The organism is Actinomadura fulvescens, from assembly GCF_039533225.1.
Taxonomy (GTDB): domain Bacteria; phylum Actinomycetota; class Actinomycetes; order Streptosporangiales; family Streptosporangiaceae; genus Spirillospora; species Spirillospora fulvescens.
In genome coordinates this window covers 600,259-618,132 of the sequence record NZ_BAAATD010000003.1, presented here as the reverse complement: position 1 = coordinate 618,132, position 17,874 = coordinate 600,259, and the positions used below count along the sequence as shown (strand labels likewise).

At 73.2% G+C, this 17,874-nt stretch carries 15 protein-coding genes; 5 read left to right on the top strand and 10 right to left on the bottom strand.

Translation table 11 applies throughout. The features are described from left to right. The first annotated feature begins 14 nt into the window (after positions 1–14). Complete coding sequence (gene glpK / locus ABD333_RS14920) at positions 15–1,532, top strand: glycerol kinase GlpK (protein ID WP_344541330.1); 1,518 nt, start codon at positions 15–17, stop codon at positions 1,530–1,532. Positions 1,533–1,627: 95 nt separating this feature from the next. On the opposite strand, the gene ABD333_RS14915 is transcribed toward glpK, so the two are convergent. The 10 genes from ABD333_RS14915 to ABD333_RS14870 are packed head-to-tail and all read right to left on the bottom strand — an operon-like array spanning position 1,628 to position 12,567. Then, the gene (locus ABD333_RS14915) at positions 1,628–2,584 is read right to left on the bottom strand and encodes a UDP-glucuronic acid decarboxylase family protein (protein WP_344541329.1); all 957 of its coding nucleotides are present in this window, start codon (positions 2,582–2,584) and stop codon (positions 1,628–1,630) included. Continuing rightward, complete coding sequence (locus tag ABD333_RS14910) at positions 2,481–3,548, bottom strand: glycosyltransferase family 9 protein (protein WP_344541328.1); 1,068 nt, start codon at positions 3,546–3,548, stop codon at positions 2,481–2,483. The genes ABD333_RS14915 and ABD333_RS14910 overlap by 104 nt, the downstream gene beginning before the upstream one ends. Beyond that, positions 3,539–4,216 carry an SDR family NAD(P)-dependent oxidoreductase gene (locus tag ABD333_RS14905; protein ID WP_344541327.1) on the bottom strand — a complete coding sequence of 226 codons (678 nt, stop codon included), beginning with the start codon at positions 4,214–4,216 and terminating at the stop codon, positions 3,539–3,541. The genes ABD333_RS14910 and ABD333_RS14905 overlap by 10 nt, the downstream gene beginning before the upstream one ends. Next, positions 4,213–5,622, bottom strand: coding sequence for a D-glycero-beta-D-manno-heptose 1-phosphate adenylyltransferase (rfaE2, locus tag ABD333_RS14900; RefSeq protein WP_344541325.1), 1,410 nt, complete (start codon positions 5,620–5,622; stop codon positions 4,213–4,215). The genes ABD333_RS14905 and rfaE2 overlap by 4 nt, the downstream gene beginning before the upstream one ends. Beyond that, on the bottom strand, positions 5,619–6,239 hold the full coding sequence (locus ABD333_RS14895) for a D-sedoheptulose-7-phosphate isomerase (protein ID WP_344541324.1): 621 nt from the start codon (positions 6,237–6,239) through the stop codon (positions 5,619–5,621). Before ABD333_RS14895 ends, rfaE2 begins: the two co-directional genes overlap by 4 nt. Further along, the gene (locus tag ABD333_RS14890; protein ID WP_344541323.1) at positions 6,236–7,450 is read right to left on the bottom strand and encodes a glycosyltransferase; all 1,215 of its coding nucleotides are present in this window, start codon (positions 7,448–7,450) and stop codon (positions 6,236–6,238) included. Before ABD333_RS14890 ends, ABD333_RS14895 begins: the two co-directional genes overlap by 4 nt. Then, entirely contained in the window at positions 7,447–8,442 is a 996-nt protein-coding gene (locus tag ABD333_RS14885; protein WP_344541322.1) for a glycosyltransferase, read from the bottom strand. The genes ABD333_RS14890 and ABD333_RS14885 overlap by 4 nt, the downstream gene beginning before the upstream one ends. Further along, positions 8,439–9,431, bottom strand: a complete 993-nt coding sequence (locus ABD333_RS14880; RefSeq protein ID WP_344541321.1) for a glycosyltransferase family 9 protein — start codon at positions 9,429–9,431, stop codon at positions 8,439–8,441. The genes ABD333_RS14885 and ABD333_RS14880 overlap by 4 nt, the downstream gene beginning before the upstream one ends. After that, the gene (locus ABD333_RS14875) at positions 9,428–10,930 is read right to left on the bottom strand and encodes an HAD-IIIA family hydrolase (protein WP_344541320.1); all 1,503 of its coding nucleotides are present in this window, start codon (positions 10,928–10,930) and stop codon (positions 9,428–9,430) included. The genes ABD333_RS14880 and ABD333_RS14875 overlap by 4 nt, the downstream gene beginning before the upstream one ends. Beyond that, positions 10,930–12,567, bottom strand: a complete 1,638-nt coding sequence (locus tag ABD333_RS14870) for a carbamoyltransferase family protein (protein ID WP_344541319.1) — start codon at positions 12,565–12,567, stop codon at positions 10,930–10,932. Before ABD333_RS14870 ends, ABD333_RS14875 begins: the two co-directional genes overlap by 1 nt. 322 nt (positions 12,568–12,889) lie before the next feature. Between ABD333_RS14870 and ABD333_RS14865 the strand changes: the two genes are divergently transcribed. The 4 genes from ABD333_RS14865 to ABD333_RS14850 all read left to right on the top strand — a co-directional run bounded on the left by ABD333_RS14865 (position 12,890) and on the right by ABD333_RS14850 (position 17,841). Further along, positions 12,890–13,777, top strand: a complete 888-nt coding sequence (locus ABD333_RS14865) for a glycosyltransferase family 2 protein (RefSeq protein ID WP_344541318.1) — start codon at positions 12,890–12,892, stop codon at positions 13,775–13,777. Between the two features lie 8 nt (positions 13,778–13,785). Continuing rightward, entirely contained in the window at positions 13,786–14,613 is an 828-nt protein-coding gene (locus tag ABD333_RS14860) for a glycosyltransferase family 2 protein (protein WP_344541317.1), read from the top strand. Positions 14,614–15,012: 399 nt separating this feature from the next. Further along, positions 15,013–15,843, top strand: coding sequence for a hypothetical protein (locus ABD333_RS14855; RefSeq protein WP_344541316.1), 831 nt, complete (start codon positions 15,013–15,015; stop codon positions 15,841–15,843). 489 nt (positions 15,844–16,332) lie between these two features. Next, entirely contained in the window at positions 16,333–17,841 is a 1,509-nt protein-coding gene (locus ABD333_RS14850; RefSeq protein WP_344541314.1) for a sulfatase family protein, read from the top strand. The last annotated feature ends 33 nt before the right edge of the window (positions 17,842–17,874 follow it).

Here is a 17,874-nt window from a genome sequence, read left to right as displayed (position 1 = left end):
AGCAGGAGAGACCGATGGCCGACTTCGTCGGAGCGATCGACCAGGGGACGACCAGCACCCGCTTCATCATCTTCGACCACGGCGGCAACGAGATCGCCCGCCACCAGCTCGAACACCAGCAGATCCTGCCCCAGGCCGGCTGGGTCGAGCACAACCCCACCGAGATCTGGGAACGCACCCGCGCCGTCATCCAGACGACGCTCGACAAGGCCGACCTGGGGCACCGCGACCTCGCCGCCCTCGGCATCACCAACCAGCGCGAGACGACCCTCGTCTGGAACCGCCGGACCGGGCGCCCCTACTACAACGCGATCGTCTGGCAGGACACCCGCACCGACCGCATCGCCTCGGCGCTGGAGCGCGACGGGCGCGGCGAGACGATCCGGCACCGGGCCGGCCTGCCGCCCGCCACCTACTTCAGCGGCGGCAAGGTCCAGTGGATCCTGGAGAACGTCGACGGCGTGCGCGAGGCCGCCGAGAACGGCGAGGCCGTCTTCGGCAACATCGACACCTGGATCCTGTGGCACCTCACCGGCGGCACCGACGGCGGCGTGCACGTCACCGACCCGACCAACGCCAGCCGCACGATGCTGATGGACCTGGAGACGCTCGACTGGGACGACCAGCTGCTGTCGTTCTTCGGCATCCCGCGCGCCATGCTGCCGGAGATCAAGCCGTCCTCGGCGCCCGACCCGTACGGGATGACGCGCCCGGGCGGGCCGCTCGGCGGCGAGGTGGCGCTGTCGGGCGACCTCGGCGACCAGCAGGCCGCCACCGTCGGGCAGGTGTGCTTCGCGCCCGGCGAGGCCAAGAACACCTACGGCACCGGCAACTTCCTGCTGCTCAACACCGGCAACGAGCTGGTGCGCTCGAAGGCCGGGATGCTCACCACCGTCTGCTACCGGTTCGGGGACGACGCCGCCGTCTACGCGCTCGAAGGGTCGATCGCGGTGACCGGGTCGGCCGTGCAGTGGCTGCGCGACCAGCTCGGGATCATCTCCGGCGCGTCGCAGAGCGAGTCGCTGGCGGCGCAGGTGGAGGACAACGGCGGCGTCTACTTCGTGCCCGCGTTCTCCGGCCTGTTCGCCCCGTACTGGCGCAGCGACGCCCGCGGCGCCATCGTCGGGCTGTCGCGCTACAACACCAACGCCCACCTGGCGCGCGCGACGCTGGAAGCGATCTGCTACCAGTCCCGTGACGTCGTGGAGGCGATGCGCGAGGACTCGGGGGTCACCCTGGACGTGCTCAAGGTGGACGGCGGCGTCACGGCCAACGAGCTGTGCATGCAGCTGCAGGCCGACATCCTCGGCGTCCCGGTGTCGCGGCCCGTGGTGGCGGAGACCACCGCGCTCGGCGCCGCCTACGCCGCAGGGCTCGCGGTCGGGTTCTGGCGCGACACGGGCGAGCTGCGGCGGAACTGGAACGAGGACAAGCGCTGGCAGCCGGCGTGGGACGAGCGGAAGCGCGAGGAGGGCTACGCGGGCTGGCGCAAGGCGGTCGAGCGGACTCTCGGCTGGGTCGACGTCGACTGACGATCACGTCCGGACGCGGATCGACCGCCGTACACCGGACGCGGACGCCGCCGAACCCCGTACGGCGGCGTCCGCCTCCGCAGGGCCGTCGCCGATCACGCCGTACGGGCGCGCACGGGCTCTCTCGTGCACCATTCGATCGTCCGCCGCAGGCCCTCCTCCGCGGATACCTCGGGCTTCCAGTCGAGGAGCTCCTTGGCGAGGCTGATGTCGGGCCTGCGCACCGCCGGGTCGTCCACGGGCCGTTCGATGAACCGCAGCTCCGAGCGCGAGCCGGTGAGTTCGATGATCAGGCGGGCGAGGTCGGCCATGGACATCTCGTACGGGCTGCCGATGTTCACCGGACCGGGATGGCCGGACAGGGCCAGCGCCAGGATGCCGCGGACCGTGTCGTCGACATAGCAGATCGAGCGGGTCTGCGAGCCGTCCCCGGTGACGGTGAGCGCCTCCCCGGCCGTCGCCTGGCGGATGAACGTCGGGATGGCGCGGCCGTCGTCGGGGCGCATCCGCGGGCCGTAGGTGTTGAAGATGCGCACGATCGCCGTGTCGGCCCCGCGCGACTCGCGGAACGCGGCGGTGAGCGCCTCCCCGAACCGCTTGGCCTCGTCGTACACGCTGCGCGGCCCGATCGGATTGACGTTGCCCCAGTACGACTCGGTCTGCGGATGCACCAGCGGATCACCGTAGACCTCCGACGTGGACGCCAGGATCAGCCGCGCGCCCTTGTTCTCCGCCAGTTCCAGCGCGTTGCGGGTGCCGAGGCTGCCGACGTCCAGCGTCTGGATCGGCCACCGCAGGTAGTCGGCGGGAGAGGCGGCCGAGGCGAAGTGGAAGACATGGCTGACCGGCCCCGGAACCCAGATCGGCTCGGTCAGGTCGCATCTGCGGAACTCGAAGTCCGCCCGCCCGGTCAGGTGCGTGACGTTGCGGGCGGCGCCCGTCAGCAGATTATCGAGGCAGACGACGGAGAACCCCTGTGCCAGCAGCGCCTGGCACAGGTGCGATCCGAGAAACCCCGCCCCTCCCGTCACGACGGCGCGCCGAGATGTCATGGTGAGCTCCTTCTTGGTGATCAAGGTGTGCGCGGGTCATCAGCATCTGCACGGCCGCGTCCAGCACCCGGCCCGTGGAGATCTCCAGCAGGCCCGGATCCGGCTCCGCGCCGTGCGGGTCGCCGCTGCGGCCCATCCAGAGGACCCGGTGTTGCGGCCGTTCCGGCGGGCCCCAGCGGTCGGGCGGCGTCGGCCCGAACAGCAGCACCGACGGGGTGCGGTAGGCGGTCGCCAGATGGCCGATCCCGGTGTCCCCGCAGATCACCAGGCCGGCCTCGGCGATCAGCGCGGCCAGGTCGAGCAGCGACGTGCCGCCGGACAGGTCGGCGGCGGGGCCGAGCCCGGCCCGCGCGGCGATCTCCCGGGCGAGCCCGGTCTCGGTGGGCCCGCCGGTCACCACGACGCGCTCGCCGCGGGCGCTCAGCGCCGCGGCGACCGCCGCGAAACGGTCGACCGGCCAGCGGCGTGCGGGGAAGCCCGCGCCCGGATGCAGGACCACCGCCCCGGGCGCCGGCGACGTCCGGGGCGGCGGCGGGAGATCGAGGTCGCCCGGGTCGGCGTGGTGGCCGAGCCCGGCCACCAGCCGGCACCAGCGCGCGACCTCGTGCTCGCCGGGATCCCACGCCGGTCCCTCGACCTCGGGCACCTCCGGATGGGCGAACGCGTGCAGCCGGCCCGGCCGCAGCTGCTGCAGCGCGCGATGGCTCTGCGGGCCGCGGCCATGGAGGTTCACGGCGAGGCTCACCGGCCCGTACGCGGGAAGCCGGTGCAGGTCGGGCGTCGGCAGGACGTCGTCCACGGCGCCCGTGAGCAGTGCGAGCGGAGCGAGCGGCCAGGGCGCCGCGAGCATCAGGTTCCGGCCGGGCAGCCCGCGCCGCAGCGCGCGCAGCGCGGGCACCGCGGTCAGCAGGTCGCCCAGCCCGAGCGCCCGCAGGACGAGGACGTCCGGGCCCCTCAGGGCCACGACGGCTCCCGCGCGGGGCACACCACCAGCTCGCGCACCTCACAGCCCGGCGGCTGGGCCAGCGCGTACGCCACGGCGGCGGCCACGTTCTCGGGCCGGTTGAGCTGCGCGTCCGGCCCCGGCTTGTACTGCTCGTCGCGGCCGTCGAAGAAGGCGGTGTCCATGCCGCCCGGCACGAGCATCGTGACGCCGACCTGGCCCGCCAGCTCGGCCGCCAGCGCCCGGCTGAAGCCGACGACCCCGAACTTGGACGCGCAGTAGGCGGTCGCGTCGCTCAGCGCCCTCAGCCCGAGCGTGGACGCGCAGGTGACGACGCGGCCGTTCGGCGCGTGCACGAGATAGGGGAGGGCGGCGCGTACGACGGCGGCGGTGCCCAGAAGGTTGACCTGGATGACGCGCTCCCAGTCCTCCGCCGGGATGGCGGCCAGCGTGCCGCACGCGTCGATCCCCGCCGCGGTGACCACGGCGTCCAGGCCGCCCGCCTGCCGCGCCAGGCTGTGCACGGCGCGTTCGGCGCAGGCCCGGTCGGTGAGGTCGGCCTGCATGTGCTCGACGTCGTACTTCGGCGGATGCAGGTCGATGACCAGAGGACGCCCGCCGTCGTCCGCGATCCGGCGGGCGACGGCCGCGCCGAGTCCGGAGGCGCCGCCGGTGATGAGCACGTTCATGAGGTGATTCCCTTCGTCGTGGCCAGCAGTCGGGTGGTGGAGCGTCCTTCGAGGAACGGGAGAAGGACCACCTCGCCGCCGTGGCGGCGTACGGTCTCGGCTTCGGGCAGGGGGGCTCCGGCGTAGTCGGCGCCCTTGACCCAGATGTCCGGGCGCAGCCGGTCGATGAGGGGGACGGGGGTGTCGTCCTCGAAGACCACCGCCGCGTCCACCGCCGCGAGCGCCTGGAGGACGCGCACCCGGTCGGCGGAGTGCGTCACCGGACGGCCGGGGCCCTTGCGGCGGCGCACCGACTCGTCGGAGTTGACGCAGACGATGAGGCAGTCGCCGAGGCGCCGGGCCTGTTCCAGCAGGCGGACGTGTCCCGCGTGCAGCAGGTCGAAGCAGCCGCCGGTGGCGACCACCGTGCCGCCCGCGGCCCGGGTGCGCTCGATGATGTCCCAGGCGTTCTCGGACCGTTCCGGCACGATCCGGGGCGACCCCGTCCGGGCCAGCCGCTCGGCGACGGCCGCCGCCGCGCCCGCCTTGACGAAGTCCGAGGCCCGCCGGACCCCGGCGCTGATGGCCTCGGTGAGCGATCCGCCGTCGGCGAGCACCTCGGTGGTACGTGCCGCGAAGCTGTCGCCGGCACCGCAGGGGTCGCCGGGCGCGGCCTCCGCCGGAGCCAGGAACGGCTCGGGCGCGCCGTTGCAGAGCACGGCGCCGCCCGCGCCGAGCGTCACCGCGACGCCTTCGAGCCCCCACCGTTCGGCCAGGTAACGGCCCCGGCGGGTGGTGGCCGAGAGCCCCGTCCCCTCGATCCGGACGTCGTCGCGCTCGGTCAGGCGGGCGGCCTCGTCCGCGTTCGGGGTCAGCACGCACGTGCCGGGCACCGGCGGCTCGCCGCGCGGGTGCGGGTCCCAGATGATCGGGACGTCGGCCGCCAGCTCGGTGAGCAGGGTGCGCACCGCGGCGTGCCCGGTGACGCCCCGCCCGTAGTCCGAGACGAGGACGGCGCCCGCGCGGCCGAGCGCCTCGGTCACGCGCGGCCCGACGAGCCCGTCGCGGGCCTCGCCGTCACCGGTGTCGAGCCGCGCCACCGACTGGCCCCCCGCCCGGACGCGCACCTTGCAGGGGGTGCCGCCGCGCAGCGCGAACGCCGCGATCTCCAGATGCGGTTCGAGGAGCGCGCGCAGCCGCCGGCCGGGCTCGTCGTCGGCGAGAGCCGTGACCAGGACGACCTCGCGGCCCTCGGCCGCGGCCAGCAGCGCGGCCAGCCCCGCCCCGCCCGGCCGGGGCAGCTCGGTGGCCTGCTCGATGACCGGCACGGGAGCGTCGGGGCACAGCCGCCGGCTCTGTCCCGCGAGGTCGATGTCCAGCAGGACGTCTCCCACCACGACCAGCGGCGCGCTCGTCCCCCCGCTCATTTCGGCGCACCTGCCTTCCTCGGCACTCCCAAGGTCTCGTCGACCACCCCGCACAGCAGGTGGACGGCGGCCAGGTGGATCTCCTGGACGGTGGACGTGGCGGCGGCGTCCACCGTGATCGCGTCGTCGCAGGCCGCGGCGAGCGGGTTGGGGCCAGGTCCGGTGACCGCCCAGGCGGTCACCCCGATCTGGCGGGCGACGTGCGCGGCCGCGATCACGTTGGGGCTCCGGCCGCTGGTGGACAGGCAGACCAGCACGTCGCCGGCGCGTCCGTGGGCCTGTACCTGGCGGGCGAAGACGTTCACCGGGCCGTAGTCGTTGCCGATGGCGGTGGCCGCGGAGGTGTCGCCGTGCAGCGGGATCGCGGCCAGGGGCCGGCGGTCGTTCTCGAACCGCCCCACCAGCTCGGCCGTCAGGTGCTGGGCCTCGGCCGCGCTGCCCCCGTTGCCGCAGGCGAGCAGCCGGCCGCCGCGGTCCAGGACGCGGGCCAGATGGCGCCCCCACGCGGTGACGGCCGGTGTCCACTCCCGGAACCGCAGTGCCGCGTCGGCCAGCGCCTCCAGCCTCTCGTCCTGGACGGAGCGCTGCTTCGGGGCCGCCACGACGCGCGGGGTCATACCGGCACCTCGCACCGTGCCATGGCCCGTTGATAGACCGAGATCGTGTCGTGGCCGATCCGCGCCCACGAATAGCAGGACCGCGCCCGGTCGGCCCCGGCCACTCCCATCGCCGCCCGCCGGGTCGGGTCGGACAGCAGGTCGCGGATGCGGTCCGCGGCCACGGCGGCGCGGCGCGGCGGTACGTGGAGCCCGGTCACCCGGTCGACGACGGTGTCGACGTGGCCGCCGACGCCGGTCGCGACCACGGGCACGCCGCACGCCATGGCCTCCAGCGGCACCATGCCGAACGGCTCGTACCACGGCAGCGTGACGACCAGGTCGGCCGAGCGCAGCAGCCCGGGCACGTCCGCCCGGCCCACCCGGCCGAGGAAGGACACGCGGTCGGCGACACCGGACCGTTCCGCGATGCCGCGCAGCCGCCGGACCTCCGGGTCGCCGTCGAGGGCCGCCCGCGGCGGCCCGCCCGCGACGACCAGTTCGGCCCCCGGGACCCGCACGAGCGCCTCGATGGCGGTGTCGACCCCTTTGCGTTCGACCAGCCGCGACAGCGCGACCAGCCGCGGCCTGCCGTTCGCCGGGGCGGCGGCACCGTCCGGGCCGAACCGTTCCAGATCGACTCCGCAGGGCACCACGGTGATCCGGTCTCGCGGGACGCCCATCCGGATGAGCTCGCCGGTCTCGTCGGAGCAGGTCGCGATGACGGCGTCCGCGGTGCGGCCGATCGCCCGTTCGAGCCGGACGCGGCCGGGCGGGCTGGTGTCCTTGTCGCCCTGGTGGCGGCGCTTGACGGTGCCGAGCGCGTGGTAGGTCTGGACCACCGGCACCCGCGGCGTGAGCGCGTCGGCGGCGCGGATGGCCGCCAGCCCGCTCATCCAGAAGTGGGCGTGGGCGACGTCCGGCGGCGCGTTCGACCATCGCTCCGCCAGATAGCGGCCGAACTCCGCCATGTAGGGGAGCAGGTCGTCCTTCGGCACCGGCTCGGGCGGCCCGGCGGGAACGTGCTCGACGGTCACGCCGGGCGCCAGCCGGACCCGGGACGGCAGCCCGGCGTCGTCCCGCCGGGTGTAGACGGTGACGTGGTGTCCCTGCCGGCCGAGCTCCGCGGTGAGGTCGGCGACGAACACGTTCTGTCCCCCCGCGTCCGCGCCGCCCAGCCCGTCGACCGCGGCGAGCGGGCTCGCGTGCTCGGAGACCATGGCTATCTTCATCGGGTCACCTCCGTGAGAATGCGGTTCCAGTCGCGCAGGAAGCGCGGCAGTGCGTACCGTTCGAGTGCCGCCGCCCGCGCCTCCTTGCCCATCTGGCGGGCGCGGGGCGGGTCGGAGACCAGTGAACGGGCCGCGGCGGCGAGCGTGTCGACCCGCGTCGACAGCACGCCCGCCTCGGGAGGCACGGCCTCGATCGCCTCGGTGGTGGCCAGTGCCACGATCGGCAGGCCGAGCAGCATGGCCTCGATGAGCGCGAGGCCGAGCGACGTCCACCGGTAGGGGTGGACGTAGACCCGGCGCCGCGCGAGTTCGGTGTGCATCTGGTTCTGCGGCAGGTCCTCGAAGGTCCACAGCGCCTCGGCCGGGACGCCGATCCGCTCCGGGACGTCGGTGACGTTCATGCCGAACAGGTCGACCGGGACGCTGCGGGCGAACATCGCGAGCAGGTCGGTGCCGGCCACGCGCCCGCGCCGGACGGGGTCGTTGACGACGACGCCCGCGCGGGGCCAGTGGCCGTCGAACCGGTAGCCCGGATCGACGACCCCGTGTTCGATCACCATGGTTGGCGCCCGGCCGCAGTTCCAGAAGAGCTGGTTGAAGTGGGTGACGTGGACGACCGGGATGTCCGATCGGTCATGCAGGAAGTGCCGGCTGTCGGGCACCACCTCGTCGGGCATGCTCGCGTCGGCCGGGGTCCGGCGGGGGGTGTCGTGCTCGACGTAGACGGCGGGGACGTCGCGCCCCGGCCGCCGGCCCAGCCACTTCTCGGCGAGCGCGAGCTCGTGCGGCCGCTGGAGGACGACGACGTCGACGTCCTCGTCCCGCAGCCGGTCGTGGGGCACCTCCCGCGCGCGGTCGGGCCAGGTGAAGGTCTCCGGGCGGCCCTTGCCGTCGGGGCCGCGGTCCGGGGTGACGGGCACGAGCGTGGTGTGGTCGCCGTGGACGAAGGACGTCGCCCACGATCCGTGCACATGCCAGAGCAGTACTCTCATCGGGCGATCAGCTCCTCCAGCGCGGCGACGACCTGGTCGGCGGTGACCGACGACAGGCAGGGATGTCCCGCTATCGGGCACTCCCGGGCCCGGCTGCCGCGGCACGGCGCCCGCTGGTCGCCGAGCAGCGCGACCGGCACGCCGTGCGGCGCCCACCGGGCGGCGGGCACGGTCGGCGCGAACAGCGAGACGACCGGGGTGCCGGCCGCGGCCGACAGGTGCGCGGGGCCGGTGTTGCCCGCGACCACGGCGTCGGCTCCCGCCAGCACCGCCGCGAGCTCGGGGAAGGTGGTCCGGCCGCCGAGGTCCAGGCCGTCGGCGCCCGCGACGCGGGCCGTCAGCTCCTTCTCGTCGCGGTGGCCGGTCACGACGACCCGGCGGCCGGACGCGGCGAGCCGGATCACCGCCTCGGCGCAGCGTTCGGGCGGCCAGGCGCGCGCCGGGACCGACGTGCCGGGATGGACGACGACGTAGCCGTGGCCGCCGGTGAGCCCCGTGATGTCGGGAAGCGGCTGGCGCAGCCGCGGCCGGGTGTCGGCGGGCGCGGGGAAGCCCGCCGCCGTGGCGAGCGACAGCATCCGCAAGGTCTCCGGGACGTCGCCCTCGCACCGGTGCCGCAGGTCGAGCAGCGAACCGGGGTAGTCGTCGCTGATGGCGCCGATCCACGCGATCCCGGCGAGGCGGAACAGCAGCGCCAGCGGGAGCGGCGACTGGTGGAACGAGGTGAAGATCAGGGCGCGGTCGAACCCGCGCACCGCGCCGACGAGCTCGTCCACCGCGGCGGCCTCGACCGGGCCGGGTTCGGGGTCGATCCACGGCGCGCACCACTCGATGACGCCGTCGAGCCCGGGCAGCAGGTCGGCCGCCGCGCGGCCGCGCGGCCCGCACAGCATCACGACCTCGTCCGCCCGTGCCGCGACGGCGCGCACGGCCGGCTCGGACAGCAGCACGTCTCCGAGGTTGTCCAGGCGGACGACGAGGACCCTCACCGTGGCCGCCTCCCGCCGAGCACCCGGTCCACGGCGGAGCGCAGATCGGGGGCGACCTCGGTGGCCTGGGCGATCTCCTCCAGCCGGGTGCGGCCGGTCGGCACGAGGATGCCGCGGGCCCCGGCGGCCTCGGCCGCGTCCACGTCCCGGCCGATGTCGCCGATGACCACGCACTCGGAGGGCAGCGCGCCGAGGCGCCTGGCCGCCTGCTCGATCAGGGCCGGCCGGGGCTTGCGGCAGCGGCAGCCGTCGCCGTCGTCGTGCGGGCAGAACTCCCAGACGTCCACCTGGCCGAGGAGCTGCTCGACGCGCCGGTTGACCCGGTGCACGTCGGCGACGGTGATCATGCCCTTGGCGACGCCCGACTGGTTGGAGACCACGCCGATGCGCAGCCCGTGCCGGCGCAGCCGGTCGAGGGCCTGGCGCGCGCCGGGCATCGCCTCGACCCGTGCCGGGTCCCCGTTGTACGGGACGTCGCGGATCAGCGTGTCGTCCCGGTCGAACAGCACCGCCCGGGTCCGCCGCCAGGGCGCCGCGTTCGCGTGCCGGGCCGTCCCGCGCAGCCGGTGCCAGACCGCGGCGGGCGGGATGGCCACGCTGGTGACCAGCATGCGGGTGATCTCGGCCGGGGTCCGTGGCCCGGGGATGATGCGGGCCAGGGCGAACTCCGCCGTCAGCGCGGCCCACACGCCGCCCGCCACCACGGCCACGGGTCTGGAGCCCGCCCGCCAGGCGGCGAGCGCGGTCAGTCCCGAGCCGGTAGCGGCCAGATGGCGGCGGAAGCGACCGCGTCCGGCGCGGGCCCGGTCCCTCCAGTCGGGGCCGTGCACGCGCCGCATGAGGATGTCGTCGGCGTTGCCCGCCTGGACGCGCACCGACGCCCAGAAGCCCGCGGGACGCGCGGGATGCGTCACCTGCCGGCCGCCGCGCACCAGACGGTGCCCGCCGTCCATGACGCGCAGGGCCAGGTCGGAGTCCTCCCGGTAGGCGCGGCGGAAGCGTTCGTCGAAGCCGCCGACCTCGGCCAGGGCCGCGCGGCGGTAGGCCATGTCGGCGGTGATCCAGGAGGCGCCGGCGAGCCCGGCGGTGTTGCGTTCCCAGTCGGTGGCGCGGCGCCCGGCGGGCAGCGGGACGGTCAGGCACCCCTGGACACCGCCGACGTCGTCCGGCTGGCCGGTGAGGTCGGCGGCCAGGCGCGCGGGCCAGTCGGGCGCCAGCACGACGTCGTCGTCCACGAACACGACCCACTCCGTGGTGGCCGCGCGCCAGCCGGCGTTGCGGGCGGCGGCGGGGCCGACGCCTCCGGACCGCAGCACGCGCACCGTGTCGCCGGCGGCGGCGGGCAGGTGCAGCGGCGTGCCCGGGCCCGGGCGGTCGTCCACGATCAGGACCTCGGCGGGCTGCGGCCCGGAGCCGGCCGCCAGTGACTCGATCAGCGTGCGCAGGCTCGGGCGGCCGACGGTGGGGACGACGACCGAGTAGCTCGGCGGTCGTGTCATCAGGCGAACACCCCCCGCCGCCGCACGACGTACGGCCCGATGGCCAGCAGGTCCACCGGCGCGGAGCCGAAGCACTCGAGCGCGTCGCGCGGGTCGTCGACCATGGGCCGTCCCGCCGTGTTGAGGCTGGTGTTGACCACGACCGGCAGCCCGGTGCGGACCCGGAACGCCTCGATGAGATCGGCGACCAGCGGGTTGTCGGCGGGCGAGACCGTCTGGATCCGGGCGGTGCCGTCCACGTGGACGACCGCCGCGATCCGGTCGCGCCACTCCGGCCTGACGCGGTGGACGAACAGCATGTACGGGCTGGGCAGCGGGCCCTCGAAGATCTCGGCGGCGTGGTCGAGGGCGACCATCGGCGCGATCGGCCGGAACTGCTCGCGCCCCTTGACCGCGTTCAGCCGTTCGAGGTTGCCGGGGTGACCGGGATGGGCGAGCAGGGAGCGGTGACCGAGGGCGCGCGGGCCCCATTCGCTGCGGCCCTGGAACCAGGCGACGATCTCGTTGCGGGCCAGCGCGTCGGCGACGGTGGCGGCGAGGTCGTCCGGGCGCTCGTAGGGCACGTGCGCGGCGTCGAGGCGGGCGGCCAGCTCACGGTCGTCCCAGCCCCGGCCGAGCGCGGCGCCGGGCATGGCCTCGATCGGCTCACCGGCCTCCTGGGCGACGTGCAGCGCGGCGCCGAGCGCCGTCCCGGCGTCGCCCGCGGCCGGTTGCACCCAGATCTCGTCGTAGAGACCCGCTTCGGCGAGCCGCGAGTTGGCGACGCAGTTGAGCGCCACGCCGCCGGCCATCGCCAGCCGCCGCGAGCCGGTGCGGGCCTGCAGCCAGGACGCCAGGTCCAGCAGGACCTCTTCGAGCCGCGTCTGGACGCTGGCGGCCAGGTCGGCATGGTCGTCGGTCATTTCGGCGTCGTCCTTGCGCGCCTTCGCCAGCGCACCCCAGTCGATCGGGTCGACGGCGAAGCCGCCGTCCTCGGTGGCGCGCACGCGCTTGCGCATCTCGTCGAGGAAGCGCGGCTCGCCGTACGAGGCGAGCGCCATCACCTTGTACTCGTCGCTCGAACGCAGGAAGCCGAGGTGCTCGGTGAGCTCCTCGTACATGAGGCCGAGCGAGTGCGGGAGCGCCTGGGTGCTCAAGGTCGTCAGCGCGCCGTCCCGGTACGTGCCGGACAGGTGCGAGTGCGCCTCGCCGCGGCCGTCGAGCACCAGCACGTCACCGTCGCCGGGGTCCGGGGCGGCGAGCGCGGCGGAGGCGGCGTGGGCGATGTGGTGGGGCACGTAGCGGAAGGAGCCCGCGTCGATGCCCGGCAACGACGTGGACAGGAAGTAGGGAGCCCGGTGCGCGTAGAGCGTCCTCAGCTGCTCCCAGTTCTTGTCGTGGCCCTGCGTCCCGCGTGCCGCCAGGTGAGGGTCGTAGGAGTAGGCGATGGCGTCCACGTCGCCCGGTTCGATACCGGCCTCCTGGAGGCACCAGCGCGCCGCCATCTCAGGCAGTTCCCAGGCCGAGAATGGCACCGGGCGCTTGCCGTGCTTGCGGCGGCTGAACCGTTCCTCGTCCGCCGCGGCGACCACTTTCCCGTCCACGACGAGCGCGGCGGCGGGGTCGTGAAAGATCGAATTAATGCCGAGAATACGCACGCGAGATCTCCGTTCGAGATGGGAAGCTGCCATGGGCATGACAGGGACCATGGGCATGGCGCCTCAGCCATCGGCCGGGCGGAGGATGCCTGCGTCTTAGGCATCGGGCTGCCCGCGAGCCGGGAACCGGCTCGGCGCGAATCACGTATACGTGGTTCCGCTGATGATGGAGTTTCCGGACGAAGACGGCTCAAACCATGCGTTCGGGGAGTCTTGCCGTGAAAGTGTCGAACAGTGGTTCGTGATTTGTCGGGTGTTTACCGTGGTGCGTTTGGTGTCCATTGCGACGGTTGTGCATTCATGAGCTGGGTAGAGCCGGTTTATGCGTGTCACCGTCGTCCTCATCACCCGCGACCGGCGCCAGAGCCTGCTCGCCACCCTGGCGAGACTGCGCGACCTGCCCGAGCGCCCACCGGTGATCGTCGTCGACAACGGCTCGCGGGACGGTTCCCCCGACGCCGTCGCCGCCCGCTTCCCCGAGTACGTGCTGCTGCGGTCACCGGTCAACCTCGGCGCGGTCGCGCGCAACGTCGCCGTCGACCATGTGCGCACGCCCTACGTGGCGTTCTGCGACGACGACACCTGGTGGGAGCCCGGAGCCGTGGCCCGTGCCGCGAACCTGCTCGACGCCCATCCCCGGGTGGCCGTCATCACGGGCCGGATCCTGGTGGAGCCCGGCGGCCGTGAGGACCCGATCGTCGTCGAGCTGCGCGAGTCACCGCTGCCCCGGCCCGCCGGCCTGCCCGGTCCGGCGCTCGGCTCGTTCCTGGCGGGTGCCTCGATGCTGCGCGCGGACGCGTTCCGCGCGGCCGGCGGGTTCTCGCCGCGGCTGTGGCTGGGCGGCGAGGAGGAACTGCTCAGCGCCGACCTGATGACGAAGGGCTGGCACCTCTGCTACGCCGACGACGTGCTCGTGCATCACCAGCCGTCGCGGCTGCGAGACCCGCATCTGCGCCGCCGGCACGGCATCCGCAACACGCTGTGGACCACCTGGCTCCGCCGGCCGGCCGGCACCGCGCTGCTGCGCACCGGGCGCCTGCTCGGCACGCTCCCGCGCGACCGGGTCACCGGCGCCGCGCTCGTCGAGGCGGCCGCAGGCATCCCGTGGGTGCTGCGGGAGCGGCGGCCCCTGCCGCGCCATGTCGAGGAGCGGCTGCGCACGCTCGACGAACCGCAGCGGCGTTCCCGCGCCCGGCGGTACGTCAGCTAGGGGGAACGATGCCCGATGTGACGATCGTCGTGGCCACGAAGGACCGTGAGCACGACCTGCGCCGCAGTCTCCCGCACCACACCGCGCCGGTCATCGTCGTGGACAACGCGTCGGCCGACGGCACGCCCCAGGTGGCGGCGGACGCGGGCGCCCGCCTCGTCCGCCTGCCGCGCAACCTCGGCGCCGCCGCCCGCAACGTCGGGGTCGAGCAGGCCACCACCCGGTACGTCGCGTTCGCCGACGACGACTCCTGGTGGGCACCCGGCGCGCTGGACCACGCGACGAAGGTCCTGGACGCCCATCCGCGCACCGCGCTGCTGGCGGCGCGCGTCCTGGTCGGCGACAAGGGGAGGCTCGACCCCACCTCCGAGGCCATGGCGCACTCGCCGCTCGGCCGCCCCGAAGGCCTGCCGGGCCCGGCGGTCCTCGGGTACCTGGCCTGCTCGATCGTCATGCGCCGCGACGCGTTCCTCGGTGTCGGCGGCTTCTCCGAACTGCTGCACTTCGGCGGCGAGGAGGAACTGCTCGCCCTCGACCTCGCCGCCGCCGGCTGGGGCCAGGCGTACCTGCCCGAGCTCGTCGTCCACCATCATCCCGCCAAGCAGGGGCGTGACGCCCGGGGGAGACGCCGCCGGGAGGTCCGCAACCGCCTGCTGACCGCGTGGCTACGGCGCCCGCTGCCCGCCCTGGTCCAGGAGGCCGTGACCTCCCTGCGCACTCCGGAGGGCAGGCGCGGCGCGGCCGACGCCGTCCGCGCCCTGCCAGCCGTGCTCGGGTCCCGCCGCCAGGTGCCGCGCGCCGTGGCCGAGGCCCGCGCCGCCCTCGACGGCTACTGACCGGCGCGCGCGACGAGGGCGAAGGCGATCTCACTCCGCCTGACTCGACCACGCCTATCAAGTCTTAAACGAATCAATTTAGGACGATGCTCGGCGCATTTCCGACTTTCACTCGCCATGGTCAAATTTGCGGTTTCGGCCTAACGGTGGGCTACTGGAGACGGCAAGAGAAACCTGGTGGGCCGTCTGGAACCCGCGTGCACTCCGGGAGGCGTTGGCCTGCGAACCAGGTCACCGGCTCGGCTCACCTCCCAGCCCCCCGGCGACGAGGCGGGCGTTCCAGGTGCCGTGAAGCGGCGATGCCTCCTGCAGAGAAGACGTGATCCGCGACTTGGGAGCCGTTCCGCACGGATATCCCGCGAAGGCGCGAATGGCTCATCGCATTCCCAAGGAGACCTCATGCGTCGCATCCGAATGATGCCCACCCTGGCCGGGGCCGCCGTTCTGTCGGCGAGCATCGCCGTGTTCGCGCCCACCGCCGCACACGCGGCCGTGCCCTGTAACGGGCCGGCGCTGGTCGCGGCGATCGCCACCGCCAACGGCTCCGGCGGCGGCAACATCACCCTCACGCCCGGCTGCACCTACACGCTCACCTCCCCGGACAACGCCGGCGTTCACGGCGCCAACGGCCTCCCGGTCATCACCACCACCATCACCCTGACCGGCAACAACAACACCATCGCCCGCGCGGCAGTGGCTCTGCCGTTCCGCATCGTCGAGGTCGGCGCCACGGGCGGCCTCACTCTCAAGTCGGTCACCGTGCAGGGTGGCCTGGCCGCGACGAGCGGTGGCGGCGGCATCTACAACGCGGGCGCGGTGACGCTGACCAAGAGCGCCCTGGTCGGCAACACCGCCCTGCTGGGTAACGGTGGCGGCATCTACAGTGGTCCGGCCGCGTCGGCGGCGGCGACGTTCACCGGCAGCACCCTGTCCGGCAACACCGCCGTGGCGGGTGACGGCGGCGGTCTCTACAGCGAGGGCGGCACCGCGACCGTCACCAGCGGCTTCATCAACGGCGGCAACACCGGCGTCCGCGGTGGCGGGGTCGCCTCCGTCAACGCGGTCTTCAGCATCACCAGCACCCCGGTCTCGGCCAATACCGCGACCGCCACCGCCGGCGGCGTCTACCGCCAAGGCGGCACCATGACGGTCACCACCTCCCCGATCACCGGCAACTCGCCCAACAACTGTGTCGGCAGCGTTCCCGCCGTCCCCGGCTGCACCGCCTGACCGCACCCGCTCCGCTGGACGAGCCGATTCACCTCAACGAGACCTGACCCGTGAACCGTCCGAACAGGGCCGTCAGACCACCCGGTCTGACGGCCCTGAGCCGTTCCGCAAGGTCGCCTCGGCGCCTTCGCCCACCTGCTGACGTTCCTGCCGAGCGTCCGGATGCGCGCCGCTCTCAACCCAGTGGTGTACGGCCGTACGGCGCGGGTTGCAGGACTTGGAGTTTCTATCAGCACATCGCGGTAGTGCGATTCAACCGCTCGTTCGATGTGCTGTGCCGCCGGCACCTCATAGCTTTCATGCGCAACACCGTTCGGTCGCGGGATTCGCACGCTCATTGCCGGCGGGCTCGCGGTATCCCTCGACAGGCCCGTTCACGCGGCGGTCGGGAGGCGCCCTGAAGTTCGTCATTGCGAGGTGTGTGAATTGAACGTTTCGGGAATCAGACGGGTCGCTGCGACGGGGATCGCCATAGGCTTGGTAACGGCGGTGGCCGTCGCGGAACCGGCGGACGTCAAGGTTTCGGTGGCAGCGGCGGCGCCCAAGCCCAACATCGTCGTCATCATGACCGACGACCAGGCATTGCGGGACGCCGCGGGCAACGGCACCTGGTTGAATCACATGCCGAAGACCCGGCGGTTGCTCGCCGACCAGGGCACGACGTTCACCAACAGTTTCGTCACCTATTCGTGGTGCTGCCCCTCGCGTGCGACATTCCTCACCGGCCAGTACCCGCATAATCACGGTGTGCTGTCGAACAGCAATCCGGACGGCGGTTACGCGAAGCTCAAGGGCGACCAAACCCTTCCTGTCTGGCTCAAGAAAGCCGGGTACCGTACAGCGCACATCGGCAAGTACCTCAACGGCTACATGGCCACGGCCACCACCCAGAAAAAGGTCAACGCTCACCCGCAGCGCTTTGTCCCGCCTGGCTGGACCCACTGGTGGGGCGCGCCGGGATGGGGCACGTACAAAATGTGGGGCCACTCGCTGAACGTCAACGGCGTCCTCCGCAAGTACGGCGGCAGTCCCGACGGGGATCCGCAGAACAAACGGCCGGAGCAGTACCAGACCGACGTCTACGCCGGCATCGCCACCACCTTCCTGCGGCAAAAGGCCCCGCTGCCGGGCCCCTTCATGTTGTCGATCGCCCCCGTGGCGCCACATGACGAACTGGGCGTCAAGCGCAAAGACGGCACCGAGATCTGGTACCCGCGTCCCGCGCCCCGCCATGTCGGCCGTTACGCACGCGCCCAAGTCCCGCGGAACCCCAACTTCAACGAACGCGATGTCTCTGACAAACCCCGGCACATCCGGCAGCTGGAAGGTGGCCGGCCGATCACCGAGAAGGCCATCCGCGACCGGCTGACGGTGCGCTACCGCAACCGGCTGGAGTCGCTGCTGGCCGTCGACGACCTCGTCGAGAAGGTCGTCAACCAGCTCCGTGCGGTGAACGAGCTGCACAAGACCCTGATCGTCTTCACCTCCGACAACGGCTTCGTCCAGGGCCCGCACCGGATCGTCGGCAACAAGATCCACCCGTATGAGGACTCGATCCGCGTGCCGCTGGTCATGCGAGGCCCGGGCGTCGCGGTCAACCGGCGCAACGCCTCCCCAGTGGCCAACATCGACCTGGCACCGACACTCGTCGACGCGGCCAACACCAGAGCGGGCCTGCGCATGGACGGGCACTCGCTGTTCAAACTCGGCTCACTGCCCAAGGGACGCGGCATCCTGGTCGAGACGGGCCCGCGCACCGACGGCAGCCGTTGGTACCAGGCCATTCGCGCCGGGCGCCATCTCTACGTCGAGCACTCGACGGGCGAGCGTGAGTTGTACGACCTGGTGACCGACCCGTACCAGCTCGGCTCCCGCCACAACGACCCCGCGCTGGCCGGCGTGCGACAGGACCTGAGGACCCGTCTGCACACCCTCGTCCGTTGCGGCAAACGCGGCCGGCCCGCCTGCCCTGGAGCCGCCGGAATCAACCCCAATTGATCCTCGGCCGCGGCGCGCGAAGCCCAGCGCGCA

Bases quoted from the DNA above. Each gene is read 5' to 3' on its own strand.
- ABD333_RS14855 (WP_344541316.1), top strand. From the start codon at position 15,013: ATGCGTCGCATCCGAATGATGCCCACCCTGGCCGGGGCCGCCGTTCTG.
- ABD333_RS14885 (WP_344541322.1), bottom strand. From the start codon at position 8,442: ATGAGAGTACTGCTCTGGCATGTGCACGGATCGTGGGCGACGTCCTTC.
- glpK (WP_344541330.1), top strand. From the start codon at position 15: ATGGCCGACTTCGTCGGAGCGATCGACCAGGGGACGACCAGCACCCGC.
- ABD333_RS14865 (WP_344541318.1), top strand. From the start codon at position 12,890: ATGCGTGTCACCGTCGTCCTCATCACCCGCGACCGGCGCCAGAGCCTG.
- rfaE2 (WP_344541325.1), bottom strand. From the start codon at position 5,622: ATGAGCGGGGGGACGAGCGCGCCGCTGGTCGTGGTGGGAGACGTCCTG.
- ABD333_RS14890 (WP_344541323.1), bottom strand. From the start codon at position 7,450: ATGAAGATAGCCATGGTCTCCGAGCACGCGAGCCCGCTCGCCGCGGTC.
- ABD333_RS14860 (WP_344541317.1), top strand. From the start codon at position 13,786: ATGCCCGATGTGACGATCGTCGTGGCCACGAAGGACCGTGAGCACGAC.
- ABD333_RS14895 (WP_344541324.1), bottom strand. From the start codon at position 6,239: ATGACCCCGCGCGTCGTGGCGGCCCCGAAGCAGCGCTCCGTCCAGGAC.
- ABD333_RS14905 (WP_344541327.1), bottom strand. From the start codon at position 4,216: ATGAACGTGCTCATCACCGGCGGCGCCTCCGGACTCGGCGCGGCCGTC.
- ABD333_RS14915 (WP_344541329.1), bottom strand. From the start codon at position 2,584: ATGACATCTCGGCGCGCCGTCGTGACGGGAGGGGCGGGGTTTCTCGGA.
- ABD333_RS14875 (WP_344541320.1), bottom strand. From the start codon at position 10,930: ATGACACGACCGCCGAGCTACTCGGTCGTCGTCCCCACCGTCGGCCGC.